The following is a 16040-nucleotide window of genomic DNA, read 5'->3' as shown; positions in this document are numbered from 1 at the left end:
GGACCGCGATCCGGTCCGGCCCTGCCGCCCTCCGGCTACTTGCTCACGACGTTGGCGATCACGATGAACAACCCGATCAGCACGTCGACACCACCGACCCGCATCGAGGCCCACCACCCTCGGCGGGCCACCCGGGCCGCCCATACGCCCCAGCCGAACAGCGCCACCATGTTGATGGCCAGGGCGACTTCGACCGCGCCGTTCTCGCTCCACCATCCCGCGGAGGCGCCGAGAAGGGCGGCCACCGTGGGCAGCACCGCGAGCACCAGGGGCCATTCGGTGAACATCGACCGCACCGCGCTCAGGGCGACCCGGGTGTCGTCCTCGGTCATGTGCGCGATCGAATGGGCATAACCGTGCGCCGCGGCCGACGCCACCGCCGACAGCGCCACCCACGCCGCGTCGTACCCGGGGTCCGAGCCTTCGTGGCCCAGGGCGCCTGCCAGGGCGCTGGCGAGCACCGAACCGTACACGCCGCCGAACAGCAGCCGCTGGAGGGGTTGCGCCCGTCTTCCGGGCTGCTGCACCGGAACGCTGCTGCTTTCTGACAAGGCGCCACCTCACAGGACCGACGGAGCATCCCCGCTGCGGGATGCACACACGAGATGTAGCAGCCCCTGGTGCCGATCCGTTCGAAGCTGCGCCGACGGCCACCGCATTCACCCCGCCACCGCGCCGCCGCCCCACCCGTCCTGACCGCCGCGCCGCACCCGCCGCGCGCCCGCCCGGCCGTACGCCGCCCCCGCGGGCCAAAGGGGTCAGGCGCGCAGCGTCAAGGGCGGGTGTGTGCCGTTCAGATAGTGGTCACCGATATCGCGGAGCCGGTGGGTGGCGGAGGACTGTGCCGTCAGGACGCGGGCATTGCGCCAGAACCGGTCGAAGCCCAGGGTGTCGGCGGCGGAACCGGCGCCCTGGGTGAGTTCCAGGATGCGCGTGGTGATCTGCATCGCGGCGCGGCCGGTGGTGTCCTCGGCCGCGGCCACCAGGACCGCGATATCGGCCCGCTCGTCGACATCGAGCGCGGGCCCGGCGAGCAGCCCCCGCGCCAGCGCCGCGGTGGCCGACTCGACCACCGCCGCCGCAGTATGAGCCGCCGTCACCAGCTCCCCGTAGGCGAGCAGGAGATACGGATCCCCACCGGGGCGGTCCGGGTACGCGCTCTCCTCCGGCCCCGTGACCGGCCAACGGCCCGGTGCCGCCCGGTTGCTGTCCCGCGCCTCGGCGAGTGCGCCTTCGGCGGTGCCGAGGCCGACGTGGACCAAGGCGAGCCGGAGCGCCAGCGGGGCGAGCGTGGCGAAGGGGGAGACGGCGTGCTCATCGCGGGGGACCGTGCCGAGCACCTCGTCCGCGGGGACGAGGACGCCGTCGAAGCTGATGCTGCCGGCTCCGGCGAGCCGCTGGCCGAGGCGGTCGTGCTCGACGTCGGTCGTCACACCGGGACGCTCCGGGTCGAGACACACGATCAGTAAGTCACCGGTGTCGGTACCCACCCCGCCGAGCACCAGCCGGTCGGTGACCTGCACGCCCGCGGCGAGGGTCGTGCGTCCGCCGAGTACGTATCCGCCGTCGGCCGGGGTGAGCGTGAGGCCGGTCCCCGGCGCCGCCCCGGCGGCCGGGACGTCCGTGCTCCCACCCCACAGCCACTGCTCCGCCACCGCCCGGCGTTCCAGTTCGTCGGCCTTCTCCGGGGTGCTGAAGAAGCGGGCGCTCCACGACAGCGCATGGTGCCGGCCCAGCAGTTCGCCGATGGAGCTGTCGGCCGCCGCGATCTCCCGGATGACCGCGCAGGCGGTGCGCCAGTCGGTGCCCCGCCGGTCCGGGCCGGGCGGCGTCAGCAGCGCGGGCAGCCCCGCCTCGCGCAGCCGCGCGACCTCGTCGAACGGGGGCTTGCCCGCCCGGTCGCGCGGCAGGGCGTCCACCGCCAGATCGTCCGCGACCTCCCGGGTGACGCGCGGCCGGAGCGCTTCGTGCACACCCGTCTCCACTTCTCTAGTTTTCCCACTGAATTAATAGGGAAAGCATGCTGCGCTGACTGCGCGCGGAGCAAGGGCCGTTCAAGGGGCGGACAACGCGGTCTTGGGATACGGGACGGTGCCCGATAGCGGTGCCCGATGTTCCGGCGCGGTGCCTAAGGGTTTTCCCAGGACGCCGGGTCCTCCGTCAGTGCGGACACCCGGGCCGGCAGCTCGGCCGAGGCGACATCGGCCAGCGACACCCCGTCGAGGATCTGCCGGACGTTGGCCCGCAGTGCGATCCACAGCGGCAGCAGGGACGAGGCGGGGCCGGTGTAGGACAACTCCGGCGGGCGGACGCCGCGTACCGACACCAGCGGCCCGTCCACGACACGGATGACGTCCGCGATGCTGATCGCCGCCGCCGGCTTGGCCAGCCGGTAGCCGCCGTTGCCGCCGCGCTGGCTGTGCACCAGCCCGCCCCGGCGCATGTCGTTCAGGATGCCTTCGAGGAACTTGTGCGGAATGTCCTGGGCGTGGGCGATGGCCTCCGCCTTGAGCGGCCCCGCGTCCCGGGCGGCAGCGAGGTGCAGCGCGGCACGCACGGCATAGTCCGCTCTGGCTGAGATCCGCATGCCCCGCATTATCCCGTACGGGTCACGACGCGGACGCCGTGGGGGCATCCGCGACCCGGTCGCGCGCACCTCACCCGTCCGGTTGCGCGCCCCGACGACCGGACGGACGCTCGACGTACGGCATCGACTCCGAGGTGAGTGTCGTGGCAGACAAAGGCGCGTCCCTATCCGTCGCCAAGCCTTCCACCATGGAGATCCGCGGGCCCGACGGCGTGCGGATGGAGCTCGTCGTCAACGGCGTCTCGCGTGTCCTGCACCTGGAACCACGGGTGAGTCTGCTGGACGCGCTGCGTGAACACATGGCACTGACCGGTACCAAAAAGGGCTGCGACCAGGGAACCTGTGGGGCGTGCACGGTATGGGTCGACGGGCGCAGAGTGCTGGCCTGTCTGACGCTGGCCATCACCTGCGAAGGCCGGGACGTGACCACCATCGAGGGCCTCACCGAGGGCGATGAGCTGCACCCGATGCAGCGCGCGTTCCTCGAACACGACGCCCTGCAGTGCGGGTACTGCACCCCGGGCCAGATCATGTCCGCCGTCGCGCTGCTGAACGAAGGGCATGCCGAGACCGACCGCGAGATCGCCGAGTGGATGAGCGGCAACATCTGCCGGTGCGCGGCCTATCCCCACATCCGCTCCGCCATACGTGAGGTGCGGGACCGGAAGACAGGACAGTGATGTGCGTGCCATCAGCTACACCCGTGCGACGGACGTCCCCGGTGCGGTCGCGGCGGTGACGAACGACCCCGGCAGTTCCTTCCTCGCGGGCGGCACCACGGAAGTCGACCTGCTCCGGCTGGACGTGCTGCGTCCGAACCGGCTGGTGGACATCAACCGGCTGCCGCTGGCCGATATCGAGGACCGGGCCGACGGGGGACTGGTCATCGGGGCGCTGGCCCGGATGAGCGAGGTGGCACAGGCGCCGGGTGTGGTGGAGCGGTACCCGATGCTGTCCCAGTCGCTGCTGCTGGGGGCCTCCGCCCAGCTGCGGCACATGGCCTCCATGGGCGGAAACCTGATGCAGCGGGTGCGGTGCTCCTACTACCGCGACCCCGAATCCGCCTGCAACAAGCGCGTTCCCGGCAGCGGCTGTTCGGCGCTGGAGGGGGTCCATCGCGGCCATGCGATCCTCGGCACCAGCGAGCACTGCATCGCCACCCACCCCTCCGACATGGCGGTGGCGCTCGTCGCGCTCGACGCCGTCGTGCAGGTGGAGGGCGTCAAGGGAACCCGCACCATCCCGGTCGATGACTTCTTCCTGCTCCCGGACGACACACCCGAGCGGGAACACCCGCTCACCCCCGGCGAACTGATCACCGCCATCGAGGTGCCGCCGCTCCCCATGGCGCGGCGGTCGCTCTACCTCAAGGTGCGCGACCGGGAGTCCTACGAGTTCGCCCTCGCCTCGGCCGCGGTGGCGCTGGCGCTGGAGGACGGGGTGATCCGCGGGGTGCGGCTCGCGCTGGGCGGGGTCGCGACCAAGCCGTGGCGGGCGCACCGGGCCGAGGAGACGCTCCTGGGACAGCCCGCTGACGAGGACATGTTCGCGCGGGCCGCGGCCGCGGAGCTGGCCCCCGCCGTCACCCGCCCGATGAACGCCTTCAAGGCCGAGCTCGCCCGGCGCACCGTCGTCCGCGCGCTGCGGACCGCCGTCGCCCTGCGAGGTGAGACATGACCACGGGCAGCACCCTCGAAGCCGTCGGCCGGCCCCTCGACCGCGTCGACGGTGCCGCCAAAGTCACCGGAAGCGGCCGTTACGCAGCGGAATTCACCCCGCCCGGCACCGCCTACGCAGCCCTCGTCGGCGCCCGTACGGCCAGCGGCCGGATCATCGGCATCAACACCGGCGCCGCGGAGGACGCCGACGGAGTGCTCGCCGTGCTGACGCACCGGAACCTGCCGAAGGTCGCCGCCCCACCGCACCTGCTGCCGTCCCTGGCCGGCCATGCCGCCCCCGGGGAGAGCTTCTTCCCGATGCAGGACGAGGTCGTGCACTACTTCGGCGAGCCCGTGGCCATGGTGATCGCCGATTCGTACGAACGCGCCCAGTTCGCGGCCCGGCAGGTCCATGTCGACTACGCGCGCGACGCCTCCGTCACCACCCTCGACGAGGGCAGGGACCAGGCGTACGAACCCGAGGCGATCTTCGCGGGGTTCCTCCCCGCCCGCAGCGTGCGCGGGGACATCAAGGCCGGCTTCGCGGCTGCGGCCCAACGCCTGGATGCCACCTACCACTTCGCCGCCAACCATCACCACCCCATCGAACCCTCGGCCACCACGGCGGTCTGGGACGGCGACCGGCTCACTCTCTACGACGCCACCCAGGGCATCGTGGCCAGCCAGCGCACCGTCGCGGCGCTGCTGGGCATCCCCCCGTCGAAGGTGCGGGTGCGGGCCTCGTTCGTCGGCGGCGGATTCGGCTGCAAGGCCATGATCTGGCCGCATGTGACCCTGGCGGCCATGGCAGCACGATGGGTACGGCGCCCGGTCAAACTGGCGCTCACCCGGGAGCAGATGGCCACCTCCTGCGGCCACCGCGAAGAGCAGGAACAACGCATCGAACTGGGAGCGACGGACGACGGCCGGCTCACCGCGCTGCGCCACCACAAGCTGTCGCTGACGTCGCCGTTCGACGAGTGGGCCGAACCCTCGCTCAGTATCGCCGCGCAGGCGTACGCCTGCCCCCACTACGAGGGTGTGTACCGGCTGATCCGCGGCAACACCATGACGCCCACCTTCACCCGCGGCCCCGGTGAGACGACGGGAATGTTCGCCCTGGAATGCACGATGGACGAGCTCGCCCACCGCATCGGCGTCGACCCGGTACAACTGCGGCTGCGCAACCACGCCCACGCCGACCCGAACACCGGTCACCCCTGGTCGAGCGATGGTGCGCAGGAGTGCTACCAGCGTGGTGCGGCCCGCTTCGACTGGCAGTCCCGCAACCCGGAACCCCGCTCCGAACGGGACGGCAACTGGCTGATCGGCAAGGGCATGGCCACCGCCGGATACCCGGTGTTCTTCCCCATGCAGCCGCAGCGCGCCCGGGCCCGTCTCTACGCCGACGGCTCCGCCGTCGTCCAGGCCGGGACGCAGGAGTTCGGTACCGGCGCGGCCACCGCGATGACCCAGGTCGCGGCCGACGGCCTCGGTGTCCCGCTGCACCAGGTCCGTTTCGAGTACGGCGACACCGATCTGCCGAACGTCGCCGCCACGGTCGGTTCGGCGGGCGCAGGCATGATCAGCGCCGCGGTGCACACCGCGGTCACCGCGCTGCGTGACCAGCTGATCGCGCAGGCGGTCCTCGACCCCGCCTCCCCGCTGCACGGGGTCGACCCCGCGGCCGTCGTCGTCAGTCAGGGGCGGATGGAGCTGCGGGACGACTCCGGTACCGGCGAGACCTACCGCCAGCTGATGGAGCGTCATTTCATGACCGACATGGACGCGCTCGGCAGCTGGAGTCCGCCCGCGCCCGATGTGCCGTACGGGCTCGCCACCTTCGGCGCCCAGTTCGCCGAGGTCGCCGTCGACCAGGACCTCGGGCTGGTCCGGGTGCGCCGCATGGTCGGCGTCTTCGCCCCCGGCCGGGTCCTCAACGCCAAGACCGCCCGCAGCCAGGCCATGGGCGGGATGCTCTGGGGCATCGGCCAGGCGCTGCTGGAGGGCGCCGTGACGGACACCCGCGACGGACGCTGGGCGAACGCCGGCCTGGGAGAGTACCTCCTGCCGGTCAATGCCGACGCTCCCGACGTCGCCATCGAGTTCGTGGAGGTGCCGGACCCGGTCGTCAATCCGCTGGGCGTCAAGGGGCTCGGCGAGGTCGGCATGGTCGGCGCCGCGGCAGCCATCGCCAACGCCGTCTTCCACGCGACCGGATACCGGGCACGGGAGCTGCCGATCAGGATCGAGCACCTGCTGTAGGCCGCGGACCGACGACCGGCCGGACCGCGACCGGCCGGACGCCGCCGGCGCACCGCACCGCACCGCACCGCATCGCACCGCGCGGCGCAGGCCGAGGTCATCCCCTCATCCCGCCGACGTCGTCCCTCATCCCGCCGATGTCGTCCCCTCGTCCCGTCACGGACGAAGCCCCCGTACGGGCAGGATCCGTACGTATGCCGCCGGAGCCCCGGCATACGGACATGCCCGGCCCTCCCGCCCGGCTCCCCGGACCGCGACCGTGGCGGCGCGGAATCCATGCCGCATGATTTCGGCAGGCTGCCGTCACCGCGGAGGGGTGCATGTACGGACAAACCGATACCGGTCGGGTCCTGTTGGTGGACGATGACGCGGCGATCCGGCGGTCGCTCGGCCGCGGGCTGCGGCTGAACGGTTTCACCGTGGGGCTGGCGGAGGGCGGCAGAGCCGCGCTGGAGCGGCTGGCGCAGTCGCCGCCGGACGTCATGGTCCTCGACATCTCGATGCCGGACCTCGACGGCATCACGGTCTGCCGGCGGCTGCGGGAGAGCGGCAACGACATACCCGTGCTGATGCTGTCCGCGCTCGACGAGGTCGCCGACCGGGTAGCCGGGCTGCAGGCCGGCGGGGACGACTACCTCATCAAGCCGTTCGCCCTGGACGAGCTGGTGCTGCGGCTGCGGGCCCTGCTGCGCCGCCGGCCGCCCGCCGCCACCGATGCCGTACACCTCGGCGCCCTGGTGCTCGATCCGGCGGCGCACCGCGCGCGGCTCGACGACCGGGAGCTGACGCTGACCCGGCGGGAGTTCGCCCTGCTGGAGGTGCTGGCCCGGAACGCCGGGCAGGTGCTGACCCGGGACCAGCTCCTGGAGCGCGTCTGGGGCTATGACGTCGAGGTCCGCACCGACGCCGTGGACACCTTCGTCAGCTATCTGCGCCGCAAGCTGGAAGCGGGCGGACGGAGCCGGATCGTGCACACCGTGCGCGGCGTGGGGTTCGTCCTGCGTGACGACGAGAGCGGGGCGGCGCGATGAGGCTGTCCACCCGGATCGCGCTGGTGGCCGGGACGGTGGTGCCGCTGCTCCTGGTGGCGTCCGGCTGGGTCCTGGTGACGCTGGTGGGCAAGGACCTGCGCGCCCAGGCCGATGAGCGTCTCGCCGCACGTGCGCAGAGCGTGGCGGTGGCGGCCCGCGGCCTGCTACGTGCCACCTCGCACGACCGGCCGCGCGCCGAACAGGCCCGCCAGCGCAAGCTGTTCACCTCCGCCCTGGACGTCGGAGTGCGGCTGGCCGGCCCGGCCGGCACCCTCATGGACGGCCCGCAGCCCACCGCGCCGGTACCGCTGCCCAGGGCAGGCACCCGTGCGTCGACCGTGCGGTCGCAGGGGCAGAGCTGGCGGGTGCTCGCCGTACCGGTGAACGGCGGCGGCCCCGGGGCGCGCGGGATGCTGTGGCTGTTCTCCCCGGACACGGCACGCGAGGCACAGCTCGGGCTGGTGCGCCGCCGGGTGCTCACGGTGGCCCTGCTGGCCGCTCCGCTCGCCGGCGGCGTCGGCTGGCTGCTCGCTGCCGGCGCGGCCCGGCCGCTGCGCCGACTCCAGCAGCGGGCCGGCGGCCTCGACCCGCACAACGGCGCCGCACGGCTGGAGCACACCCCGACCGGGATCACCGAGGTCGACGACCTCGCCCGGACCTTGCAGACCTTTCTGACCCGCTACGACGAGCAGGCCGCCCGCACCGTCGAGGCGCTGGCCTCGGCCCGCTCGTTCTCCGCCGCCGCATCCCACGAACTGCGCACGCCCCTGATGAGCATGCAGACCAACCTCGACATCCTGGAGGCGTTCCAGGATCTCGACGCCGCCGACCGGGCGGAGACCGTGCACGATCTGCGGCACGAACACGCCCGCCTGCTGGGCCTGCTGGTGATGCTGCGCGCGCTGGCCCAGGGCGATCTGGTCGAGGCGGAGTCCTTCGAAACCATCGATCTGGCCGAGCTCGCCGATGAAGCCGCCGCCGATCTGCGGCGCCGGCATCCCACGGCCGAGGTGGTGGTCGACAGCAGCCCGGGGCTGACCCTCCACGGCTGGCGGCCCGGTCTGCGGTCGATGCTCGACAACCTCCTGACCAACGCGCTGGTCCACGGCCGGTCCGCGCGCACCGTGGCGTATGCCGCCCTCTCTCTGCGGCCCGCCGACGCGGACGCCGCGCCCGGCATCGTCCTCCGCGTCGACGACCGCGGCCCGGGCGTACCGCCACAGCGCCGGGAGGAGGTCTTCCGGCGCTTCCACCGCCGTCCGGACAGCCCCGGCTCCGGCCTCGGGCTCACCCTGGTCGCCCAACAGGCCGCCCTGCACGGGGCGGAGCTACGCGTCCTGGACGGTCCCGGAGGACGCGGGGCCCGCTTCCAGGTCACGTTCCCCGCCGAGTGGTCCGGCCACCCCCGGCAACCGGCGCTGCCCGCGCACCGCGACTGGCTGGCCGACCCCGCGGACCGGGACCGGTCGCCCGACCCCGTGGACCGGCCACAAGGTTTCCACAAGGAACACCTCTAATTTCTCCGCACGGCCGGGCACCGTGCCCGGCCTTCCTGTGAGGAGGACCTCCATGCGTACCCGAACCCTCGCCATCACCTCGGTGGCTGCCTGTACGGCCCTGCTCGGCGTCGGGGGCACCGCCGTCGCGGCCGGCAGCTCCCCGGCGCCCTCCCCCTCCGCCAAGCACCACACGGGCGACGGGGCGAAGTCGCTGTGCAAGCGCGCCCCCAAGATCGACAAGCGCCTCACGAAGGCCCTGCACCGACTCCAGGGCAACGCCGAAGTCCGCGGCTCCGTCGCCCGCCTGGAGAAGCGGGTGGCAAGCGCGAAGGCCGCCGGACACAACGAGATCGAGACCTTCCTCAGCCACAAGCTCGCCCACCGCAAGTCCATGATCCCCACGCTCCAGCAGCGGCAGAAGGACCTCGCCAAGGTCGCCGCCTGGTGCCGTACGCAGCGCAGCACGACCTCGTCGTGAACCGCACCGGGCACTTCGTGGTGCTCGTGGTGACCACCCTGGCGTGCGCCCTGCTCGTCGCCGGATGCGGCAACGGGGTACGCGCCGAGGGCGAGGCTTCCCCCGCGGCGTCGTCGTCCGCCTCACCGGCGCCCAACAGCGCGGCGGAGATGCAGAAGCTGGTGGACGCCGCCGCGAGCGCGGCCGCCGCCGCGGACTCCGACGCGGCCGCGGACCGCTGACGGCCGCACACGTACGCCCCATCACGGGGTGGGGCGTACGAGGCGCGGGAAGCGCGCCACCGGCACGCGCAGGGGACCCGGCACGCGCAGGTGAACCGGCTCAGTCCTCGGCCCGCTGGGTGACCGGGGCCCCGGTCCGATCGCCGGGGAACTCGTACCAGCGGCGCTGCAGACAGACGTAGCGGGTATCGGCCTCGACGAGGTGGAGGAAGGCCGTGACGGTCTCGTGCAGGCGCTCCTGGAGCGCGGGGTCGGTCAGCTGTCCGTCCTCGGCGAACCCTTCGTGCGCCGAGGCGAGGCTGAACATGTCGGGGTAGACCCGGGTGCCGAGATGCTCCAGCGGAACCCTCAGCGCCCACAGCCCCCGGTTGCCGCCGACCAGGGACGGCGAGGCGGAAACCAGCAGCGCGTGCTTGGTCTTGAACGGCTGTGGCCGGACGCGGGAGACCCAGTCGATCGCGTTCTTCACCACCCCCGAAACGGAGGCGTTGTACTCGGGGGAGGCGAGGACGAAGGCGTCGCACCGTTCGAGCCGGTCGCGCAGCGCGAGCGCCCCGTCCGGCACTCCGTGCGCGGCCTCCGCATCACCGTCGTACAGCGGCATGTCGAATTCCCGCATCGAGGCCAGATCGACATCGGCGCCGGCCTCGGTCATCATGCGGCTCACCAGCGAAGCCAGCCGGGCATTGGTCGACGCGGTGCGCAGCGCGGTGCCGAGCACCAGCACGCGCAGCGGACCGGGGTGTGCATCCGTGGTCATGGTGACGTCCTTCCGGTCCTCGCCCCGCGGGCCCGTTGCCGCACGCGCCGGGTCACCGTCCGGGGGTGACGGCAGCGTACCGGCGCCGGGCCTGGAAATCCGGAACCCACGGCGCCACGCCCGACGGGCCCCAGGCTCCGCCGCCAGAGCCCCAGGCCCCGCCGCCCGGGCTCGGCTCACCGACGCCGGCCGCCGCGGCCCCACCACGCGCGACCACGACGCAGGGGCGGCGGCGGATCGTGCTCCGCCACCGCCCCTGACTGATCCGGGAACGCGGGACCGGTGTGCGGCCCGTGGTACGGGCCCCGGCACCTATGCCGCTAAGCGGCGGCACTACGCGCCCGGTTCCGTGCGGCCCGGCGTCGCATGGCGCGCCGCTCGTCCTCGCTCATCCCGCCGCAGACGCCCGACTCCTGACGGGATTCGAGCGCCCACTGCAGGCACTGCCCCATCACCGGGCAGCGGCGGCACACGGCCTTGGCCTCCTCGATCTGCAGTAGCGCCGGGCCGGTGTTGCCGACGGGAAAGAACAGCTCCGGGTCCACCTCGCGGCATACCGCGTCATGGCGCCAGTCCATGGCTACCTCCATTCTCCGCGCTCGAACGCGGTCCACAGGCGATGCGTCGAGGCGCCGGATCGGCCGCTCGTCTCACACGTCCCTGCGACGGCGCCTCGCTGTCCTCGCGTGCCCGCTCCTGCGCCCGCAATGCGTCGTCCCGCCGGCGAACACATTCCGGGCGCGGAACTGCCACGCCGTCGGCGTGCGTTGCCCGCGGTGAGCGTGCGCAGCACGGCAGCGGACGGGGCACGAGAGGTGACTCGCCACCATATGTGGCACGAGAGGTGACCCGCCACCATGTGCGGTCTTTCTCCCCCGTCCCTTCAGGAGGCCTCCTCACTTCAGGAGCCCGCGTCCGTGCAGGAGCCGGCGTCCTTCAGGAGTCGTCGTCCTCCAGGAGTCGACCGCCAGGCCAACTCGGCGCCCACGTCTCGAAGTTGGAAGACTCCTTCTGATGGCGTGCGGGTTTCGCGCACTGCCCGGACGCCAAGGGCGAGGTGCGGCTCCCCTCAAGGAGCCGCACCTGGGGCTTCGCTGTTCCGAGGTGGTTCAGTGCCTACAGCTCCAGTGGCCCTTGTGCCATGTCCGCTGCCAGTAGCCGTGGTGCCAGTACTTGCTCCAGTACCCCTTGTGCCAATGGTGGTGGCCGTCGTACCAGCCCGGGTGCCACCTGTACTCCCAGAACCCCCGGTGCCACCTCTTGGTCAAAAAGCCCGGGTGCCAGGTGCACTTGGCGTGAATGCTCTGGCTGACCGCGGACGTGGTGGCCGGCGCGGCGGGAGTGGCAGCGGCGGCCATTCCCGCGCTCCCCACGGCTGCTCCGCCCGCCAGTAGGGCACCGGCCGCGGCGACCGCCAAGGAGCGCCTCATCTGCTGTGTTCGCATGGGTTCACACCTCCTGTTGAGCCCGCTGGGGCTCACGAAAGGACGCTCGGGGCACCGTCGCGACGAGCCGCGCGGCATCGCCCGGACTCGGCGTCCGAGCCGCCCGCGACTCCGGGTGCGGGGACCGTGCCGGCCTTCCTGCGTCCGGCCCCTCTCGGTCCGGCCAGGCACCCTGCTCGCATAAAAGCGGCATAAAGAAAATTTAACCCAGATTGGGCGCGAGTGAGGGGGTTGCGCAGGGTCGCGACCGGTAACCCGCCGACGCCACCGATGCCGACGACGCCAGTCACGACGCCACCGGCGCGGCCCCCGCCCTCAGGCCGCCATATGTCCCGCACACTCGTCATACGTCCCGATCAGGGGACTACGGTCGACACCTCGGCCCGGCGCCACGCCGGTCGTCACGCGGTGATCGGGAGGGTGAGAAGGATGCTGGTTCTCGGACGTTCGCAGGTCGAGGCGTTGCTCGACATCGATGCGCTGATCGATGCCCTGGCGTCGGCGATGGCGGACCTCAGCGCGGGGCGCGCCGCGGCCCCGGACCGCGTTGCCGTACGGGTACCCGAACGGGACGGCTTCCTGGCAGCGATGCCGGGCCATGTGCCGTCCGCCGAGATGCTCATGACCAAGCTGGTCTCCGTGTTCCCGCACAACGGCGGCGGCCCTCTGCCGACCCATCAGGCGCTGATCGTCGCCTTCGATCCGCACACCGGAGAGCCCACCGCGCTGCTGGACGGTACGGCGATCACCGCGGCCCGGACCGCCGCGGGTTCGGCCCTCTCGGCCCGTCTGCTGGCCCGTGACGACGCCTCGGTGCTGGCACTCCTGGGCACCGGCGCACAGGCCCGGTCACACGCCGCGGCGATGTGCCGGGTCCGCCCGATCCGGCAGATCCGGGTGGCCGGCCGGGACCGGGCGAAGGCGGCCGCGCTGGCCGACCTGCTGTCGGCCGAACTCCAGGTTCCCGCCGCGGCGTTCGCCGGTTACGCCGAGGCGCTCGACGGTGCGGACATCGCCGCCGCGACCACTCATGCCGTCGACCCCGTGATCCGCCGTTCCTGGCTCTCGCCGGGCGTCCACGTGACCTCGGTGGGCTTCAACCCGGACGGCCGCGAGATCGACGATGCCACGATCGCGGAGGCGCTGGTGTGCGTCGAATCGCGGCAGGCGGCACTGGCTCCCTTCCCCGCGGGCAGCAACGATCTGCTGCTGCCGCTCCGCGCGGGCCTCATCACCGAAGATCACATACACGCCGAGCTGGGCGAACTCCTCACCGGCCAGGCAGCGGGCCGCACCTCACCGGACCAGATCACCCTCTACAAGTCCGTCGGTGTGGCCGTACAGGACGCCGCGGCCGCGGCCCTGATCGTCGCGGCCGCCCGGGAGCAGTCGGCCGGGACGGAGATCCGGCTGGCGTGACGCACGAGCGCCGGCGCCCGGAGAGCCCCGTCGAGGGCGGCGAGGCCGGGCCCGGCGCGCTCACCGTCCGTACGTCCGGTGGCACAGCTGCACCAGGTCCGCGCGGACCCGGCCGGACGCCATCCGGCACACCACACCCGGGTCGACCGTCGCCCCGCGCCGCGGCGGCCGGGGGAGCGCCCGCGACTGCGCACCCGCGGGGTGCCGCCGCCGTGGCACCGCCCGTACGGGCTGGGGACGCGTACGCGCCCTGGGCGGTGCGGAACGCGGATGATGCGGCGCGGCCCGTCCCGTGGGCCGCTCCCGCCCGTTCACTGCCGCAGCGTGCCCTCGGGTGGCAACCTTCTTGGGCAACTTCCGCTGCCTCCCGGGCTTGTGCCGTGCGGAAGCCACATCCACCAGCCGTTCCCGCGTGGACTTCTCGGTGGGCATCACCAGCGGTGAAGGCCGGGCCGGAGCGACCGTACGGCCGCCCGGAGCGGGACCGGGCCCGTGCACGGATCCACCGGCCGGGAGGGAGACGCAGCCGGTGGCGGCAAGGAGGACGGCCGTAGCCGCGGCAAGACGAAGAAGGAGAGGACGCACGACTTCACGGTGTCGGAGCCTCGTGGGCTGTCCAAACGACGCGCCGGTACTCCACGCGGACGAAGGACAGATGCGAACCTACGTGGGACTCCCGGCTGACGACCAGCGTTCGAACACGGTGGGCCGGCACCGGGCCGGCCGCACGTGTCGTCCTGCCGCCCTGTCCTGCGACCCGCCCCTCCCTGCCGACCTGAGGCTCCGTCACATCGGCAGTGACCGGAGTCGCACCGGCCCCTCGGGCCAGCGTTCCCCGTCCCGTAGGGGCGTCCACATGGTGTGCAGCGGCATCACCACGGGCCCTTCGGGTTGCTCGACAAGTACCTCCCCCGGAAGCTCCTGCCAGCCGAGCCGCTGGTACAGGGGCAGGAGTTGCGGCCGGCAGAACAGCAGCCCGTACCGCGGCCCCATGGTGCGGGCGTGTTCCCGTGCGGAGGTGACGACGCGCCGTGCCAGCCCCTGCCCCCGCAGATCAGGAGCGACGGCCACCCCGCCGAAGCCGACCACCTCCGTCTCTGCCGTGCCGACCGTGAGGGGAAGCGTCACCAGACCGGCGTGTGCCACGAGTCGGCCATCGCGTCTGATGCCGAAGTGCTGCTCCTTGGCCAGCCAGGTCAGGCCGGTGTGCGCGACGCCGAACGGGTCCTCGACGTCCCCGACGATCTCGGTGAGTTCCTGCTTCGTGTACCGCGTGAGCGGGACGACGGTGGGTGGCGCAGACGGTGGGTTGGCAGTCATGTCCGCATCATGCGGTGTGCACCGGCCGGCGGCAACGGATATCAGCTCAGACCGAGGTCCGGACCGAAGACCTCGTAGTGGATCTGCGCGGCGGGCACTCCTGCGGCCAGCAGTTGGGTGCGCGCCGCCTTCATGAACGGCACCGGCCCGCAGAGATACGCGGTGGTGCCGGCCGGAAGGGAGAGTTGCGTCAGATCCATCAGACCGGTGCGTACGGTCACCGCCTCGGCCGTAACCTGCTCCGCCCGGTCACACCGGACTCCTTCGCCGTCTTGGAGTTCTCCGCCGTCCTGGAGTCCCTCCTCGTACCAGAGTTCCGCCGTTGCGTGGGTGAGCTTGTCGGTGAGCCGGCGGAGATCCGTGCGGAACGGGTGGGTGGCGGGCGACCGGTCGGCGTGGGCGGTGATGATGCGGCGTCGGGAGCCCGCGGCGGCGAGATGCGACAACATGCCGATCATCGGCGTACAACCGATGCCCGCCGAGGCGAAGAGCAGCGGTCCCTCGCCGTCCTCCTCGCTGAGCACCACATCGCCGAACGGCGGGCTCACATAAAGGATTTCGCCGCCGTGGACGTATGCGTGCAGATAGCCGGACACCTCGCCCGCGGGGTCCTCGGACGGGGCCCCGGCCCGGCGGCCGGCCGCCACCCGCTTCACGGAGATCTGCAGCCCGCCGTCCGGCTGTCCGGACAGGCTGTACTGACGTATCTGCCGTGCGCCGTCGGGGAGTTGGACCTGTACCGAGACGTACTGGCCGGGGCGGGACGGCGGGACGGGCGCGCCGTCGGCCGGCTGCAGAAGGAAGGTCGCGACCTCGTCGGTCTCCTGGATGCGGCCGGCCACTCGATAGGGCCGCCACACCCTGCCGTCCTGGACGCCCGCCTCGGCGCCGATCCGCTTCTCGATGGCGATCAGGGCGTGGGCCATCAGCCAGTACACCTCGTCCCAGGCGCGCACCACCTCATCGGTCACCGCATCGCCGAGCACCTCGGCGATGGCCGCGAAGAGGTGCTCCCGAACGATCGGGTACTGGTCCTCGCGCACCCCGAGCGAGGCATGCTTGTGTGCGATCCGCGCCAGCATGGTGTCCGGCCGGCTGTCCGGGTGCGCGACGAGATGGCCTGCGAACGCGGCGATCGCCCCCGCAAGGGCCTGCCGCTGGCTGCCGTTGGCCTGGTTGCCGCGGTTGAAGAGGTCGCGCAGCAGCTCGGGGTGCGCGGTGAAGAGCTTCTCGTAGAAGAGTGCCGTGATCTCGTCGATGGCCCCGCTCACGGCGGGGAGGGTGGCGGTGACGGTCTTGGCGGACTCGCTCGACAGCATCGACTGCTCCGATTCTCGAAGAAAGGGGAGGAGGGAGA

15 protein-coding genes are annotated in these 16040 nt (G+C 72.3%); 8 read left to right on the top strand and 7 right to left on the bottom strand.

All coding sequences use genetic code 11. The features are described from left to right. Positions 1-35 precede the first annotated feature (35 nt). The 3 genes from EST54_RS06675 to EST54_RS06665 all read right to left on the bottom strand — a co-directional run bounded on the left by EST54_RS06675 (position 36) and on the right by EST54_RS06665 (position 2587). Positions 36-551, bottom strand: a complete 516-nt coding sequence (locus EST54_RS06675) for a hypothetical protein (protein WP_239012490.1) — start codon at positions 549-551, stop codon at positions 36-38. 207 nt (positions 552-758) lie between these two features. Then, the gene (locus tag EST54_RS06670) at positions 759-1973 is read right to left on the bottom strand and encodes an acyl-CoA dehydrogenase family protein (protein ID WP_244942455.1); all 1215 of its coding nucleotides are present in this window, start codon (positions 1971-1973) and stop codon (positions 759-761) included. A 155-nt stretch (positions 1974-2128) separates the two neighbouring features. Next, positions 2129-2587, bottom strand: coding sequence for an RrF2 family transcriptional regulator (locus tag EST54_RS06665; RefSeq protein WP_129245985.1), 459 nt, complete (start codon positions 2585-2587; stop codon positions 2129-2131). 188 nt (positions 2588-2775) lie between these two features. Here EST54_RS06665 and EST54_RS06660 point away from each other — a divergent pair, with 188 nt between their 5' ends. The 7 genes from EST54_RS06660 (at position 2776) to EST54_RS06630 (ending at position 9739) form a co-directional block, all read left to right on the top strand. Beyond that, positions 2776-3267 (top strand): (2Fe-2S)-binding protein, encoded by a 492-nt coding sequence (locus EST54_RS06660; RefSeq protein WP_129246100.1) that lies wholly within the window; start codon positions 2776-2778, stop codon positions 3265-3267. Position 3268: 1 nt separating this feature from the next. Next, complete coding sequence (locus EST54_RS06655) at positions 3269-4264, top strand: FAD binding domain-containing protein (protein ID WP_129245983.1); 996 nt, start codon at positions 3269-3271, stop codon at positions 4262-4264. Next, positions 4261-6510: a xanthine dehydrogenase family protein molybdopterin-binding subunit gene (locus EST54_RS06650; RefSeq protein ID WP_129245981.1), complete on the top strand. Its 2250-nt coding sequence runs from the start codon at positions 4261-4263 to the stop codon at positions 6508-6510. Before EST54_RS06655 ends, EST54_RS06650 begins: the two co-directional genes overlap by 4 nt. 320 nt (positions 6511-6830) lie before the next feature. Further along, positions 6831-7541 (top strand): response regulator transcription factor, encoded by a 711-nt coding sequence (locus EST54_RS06645; protein WP_129245979.1) that lies wholly within the window; start codon positions 6831-6833, stop codon positions 7539-7541. Next, positions 7538-9058 (top strand): sensor histidine kinase, encoded by a 1521-nt coding sequence (locus tag EST54_RS06640; protein WP_129245977.1) that lies wholly within the window; start codon positions 7538-7540, stop codon positions 9056-9058. The genes EST54_RS06645 and EST54_RS06640 overlap by 4 nt, the downstream gene beginning before the upstream one ends. A 52-nt stretch (positions 9059-9110) precedes the next feature. Beyond that, a complete protein-coding gene (locus tag EST54_RS06635) occupies positions 9111-9518 on the top strand; it encodes a hypothetical protein (RefSeq protein WP_129245975.1) in 408 nt (135 codons plus the stop codon). Further along, positions 9485-9739 carry a hypothetical protein gene (locus EST54_RS06630; protein WP_239012508.1) on the top strand — a complete coding sequence of 85 codons (255 nt, stop codon included), beginning with the start codon at positions 9485-9487 and terminating at the stop codon, positions 9737-9739. The genes EST54_RS06635 and EST54_RS06630 overlap by 34 nt, the downstream gene beginning before the upstream one ends. A 100-nt stretch (positions 9740-9839) precedes the next feature. Here the strand turns inward: EST54_RS06630 and EST54_RS06625 are convergent, their stop codons facing one another. Together EST54_RS06625 and EST54_RS06620 are read right to left on the bottom strand one after the other, a co-directional pair. Next, a complete protein-coding gene (locus EST54_RS06625; RefSeq protein ID WP_129245973.1) occupies positions 9840-10499 on the bottom strand; it encodes an NADPH-dependent FMN reductase in 660 nt (219 codons plus the stop codon). A 320-nt stretch (positions 10500-10819) separates the two neighbouring features. After that, positions 10820-11077: a WhiB family transcriptional regulator gene (locus EST54_RS06620; protein ID WP_129245971.1), complete on the bottom strand. Its 258-nt coding sequence runs from the start codon at positions 11075-11077 to the stop codon at positions 10820-10822. Positions 11078-12373: 1296 nt separating this feature from the next. On the opposite strand from EST54_RS06620, the gene EST54_RS06610 reads away from it, so the two are divergent. Further along, positions 12374-13363: an ornithine cyclodeaminase family protein gene (locus EST54_RS06610; protein WP_129245967.1), complete on the top strand. Its 990-nt coding sequence runs from the start codon at positions 12374-12376 to the stop codon at positions 13361-13363. A gap of 786 nt (positions 13364-14149) precedes the next feature. On the opposite strand, the gene EST54_RS06605 is transcribed toward EST54_RS06610, so the two are convergent. Further along, positions 14150-14683 carry a GNAT family N-acetyltransferase gene (locus EST54_RS06605; protein ID WP_129245964.1) on the bottom strand — a complete coding sequence of 178 codons (534 nt, stop codon included), beginning with the start codon at positions 14681-14683 and terminating at the stop codon, positions 14150-14152. A 41-nt stretch (positions 14684-14724) separates the two neighbouring features. Next, positions 14725-16002 (bottom strand): globin domain-containing protein, encoded by a 1278-nt coding sequence (locus EST54_RS06600; RefSeq protein ID WP_129245962.1) that lies wholly within the window; start codon positions 16000-16002, stop codon positions 14725-14727. Positions 16003-16040 lie beyond the last annotated feature (38 nt).

The sequence above is a fragment of the Streptomyces sioyaensis genome, from assembly GCF_004122735.1.
In the GTDB taxonomy this organism is placed as follows: domain Bacteria; phylum Actinomycetota; class Actinomycetes; order Streptomycetales; family Streptomycetaceae; genus Streptomyces; species Streptomyces sioyaensis.
This window is presented reverse-complemented; position numbering and strand designations above follow the sequence as displayed.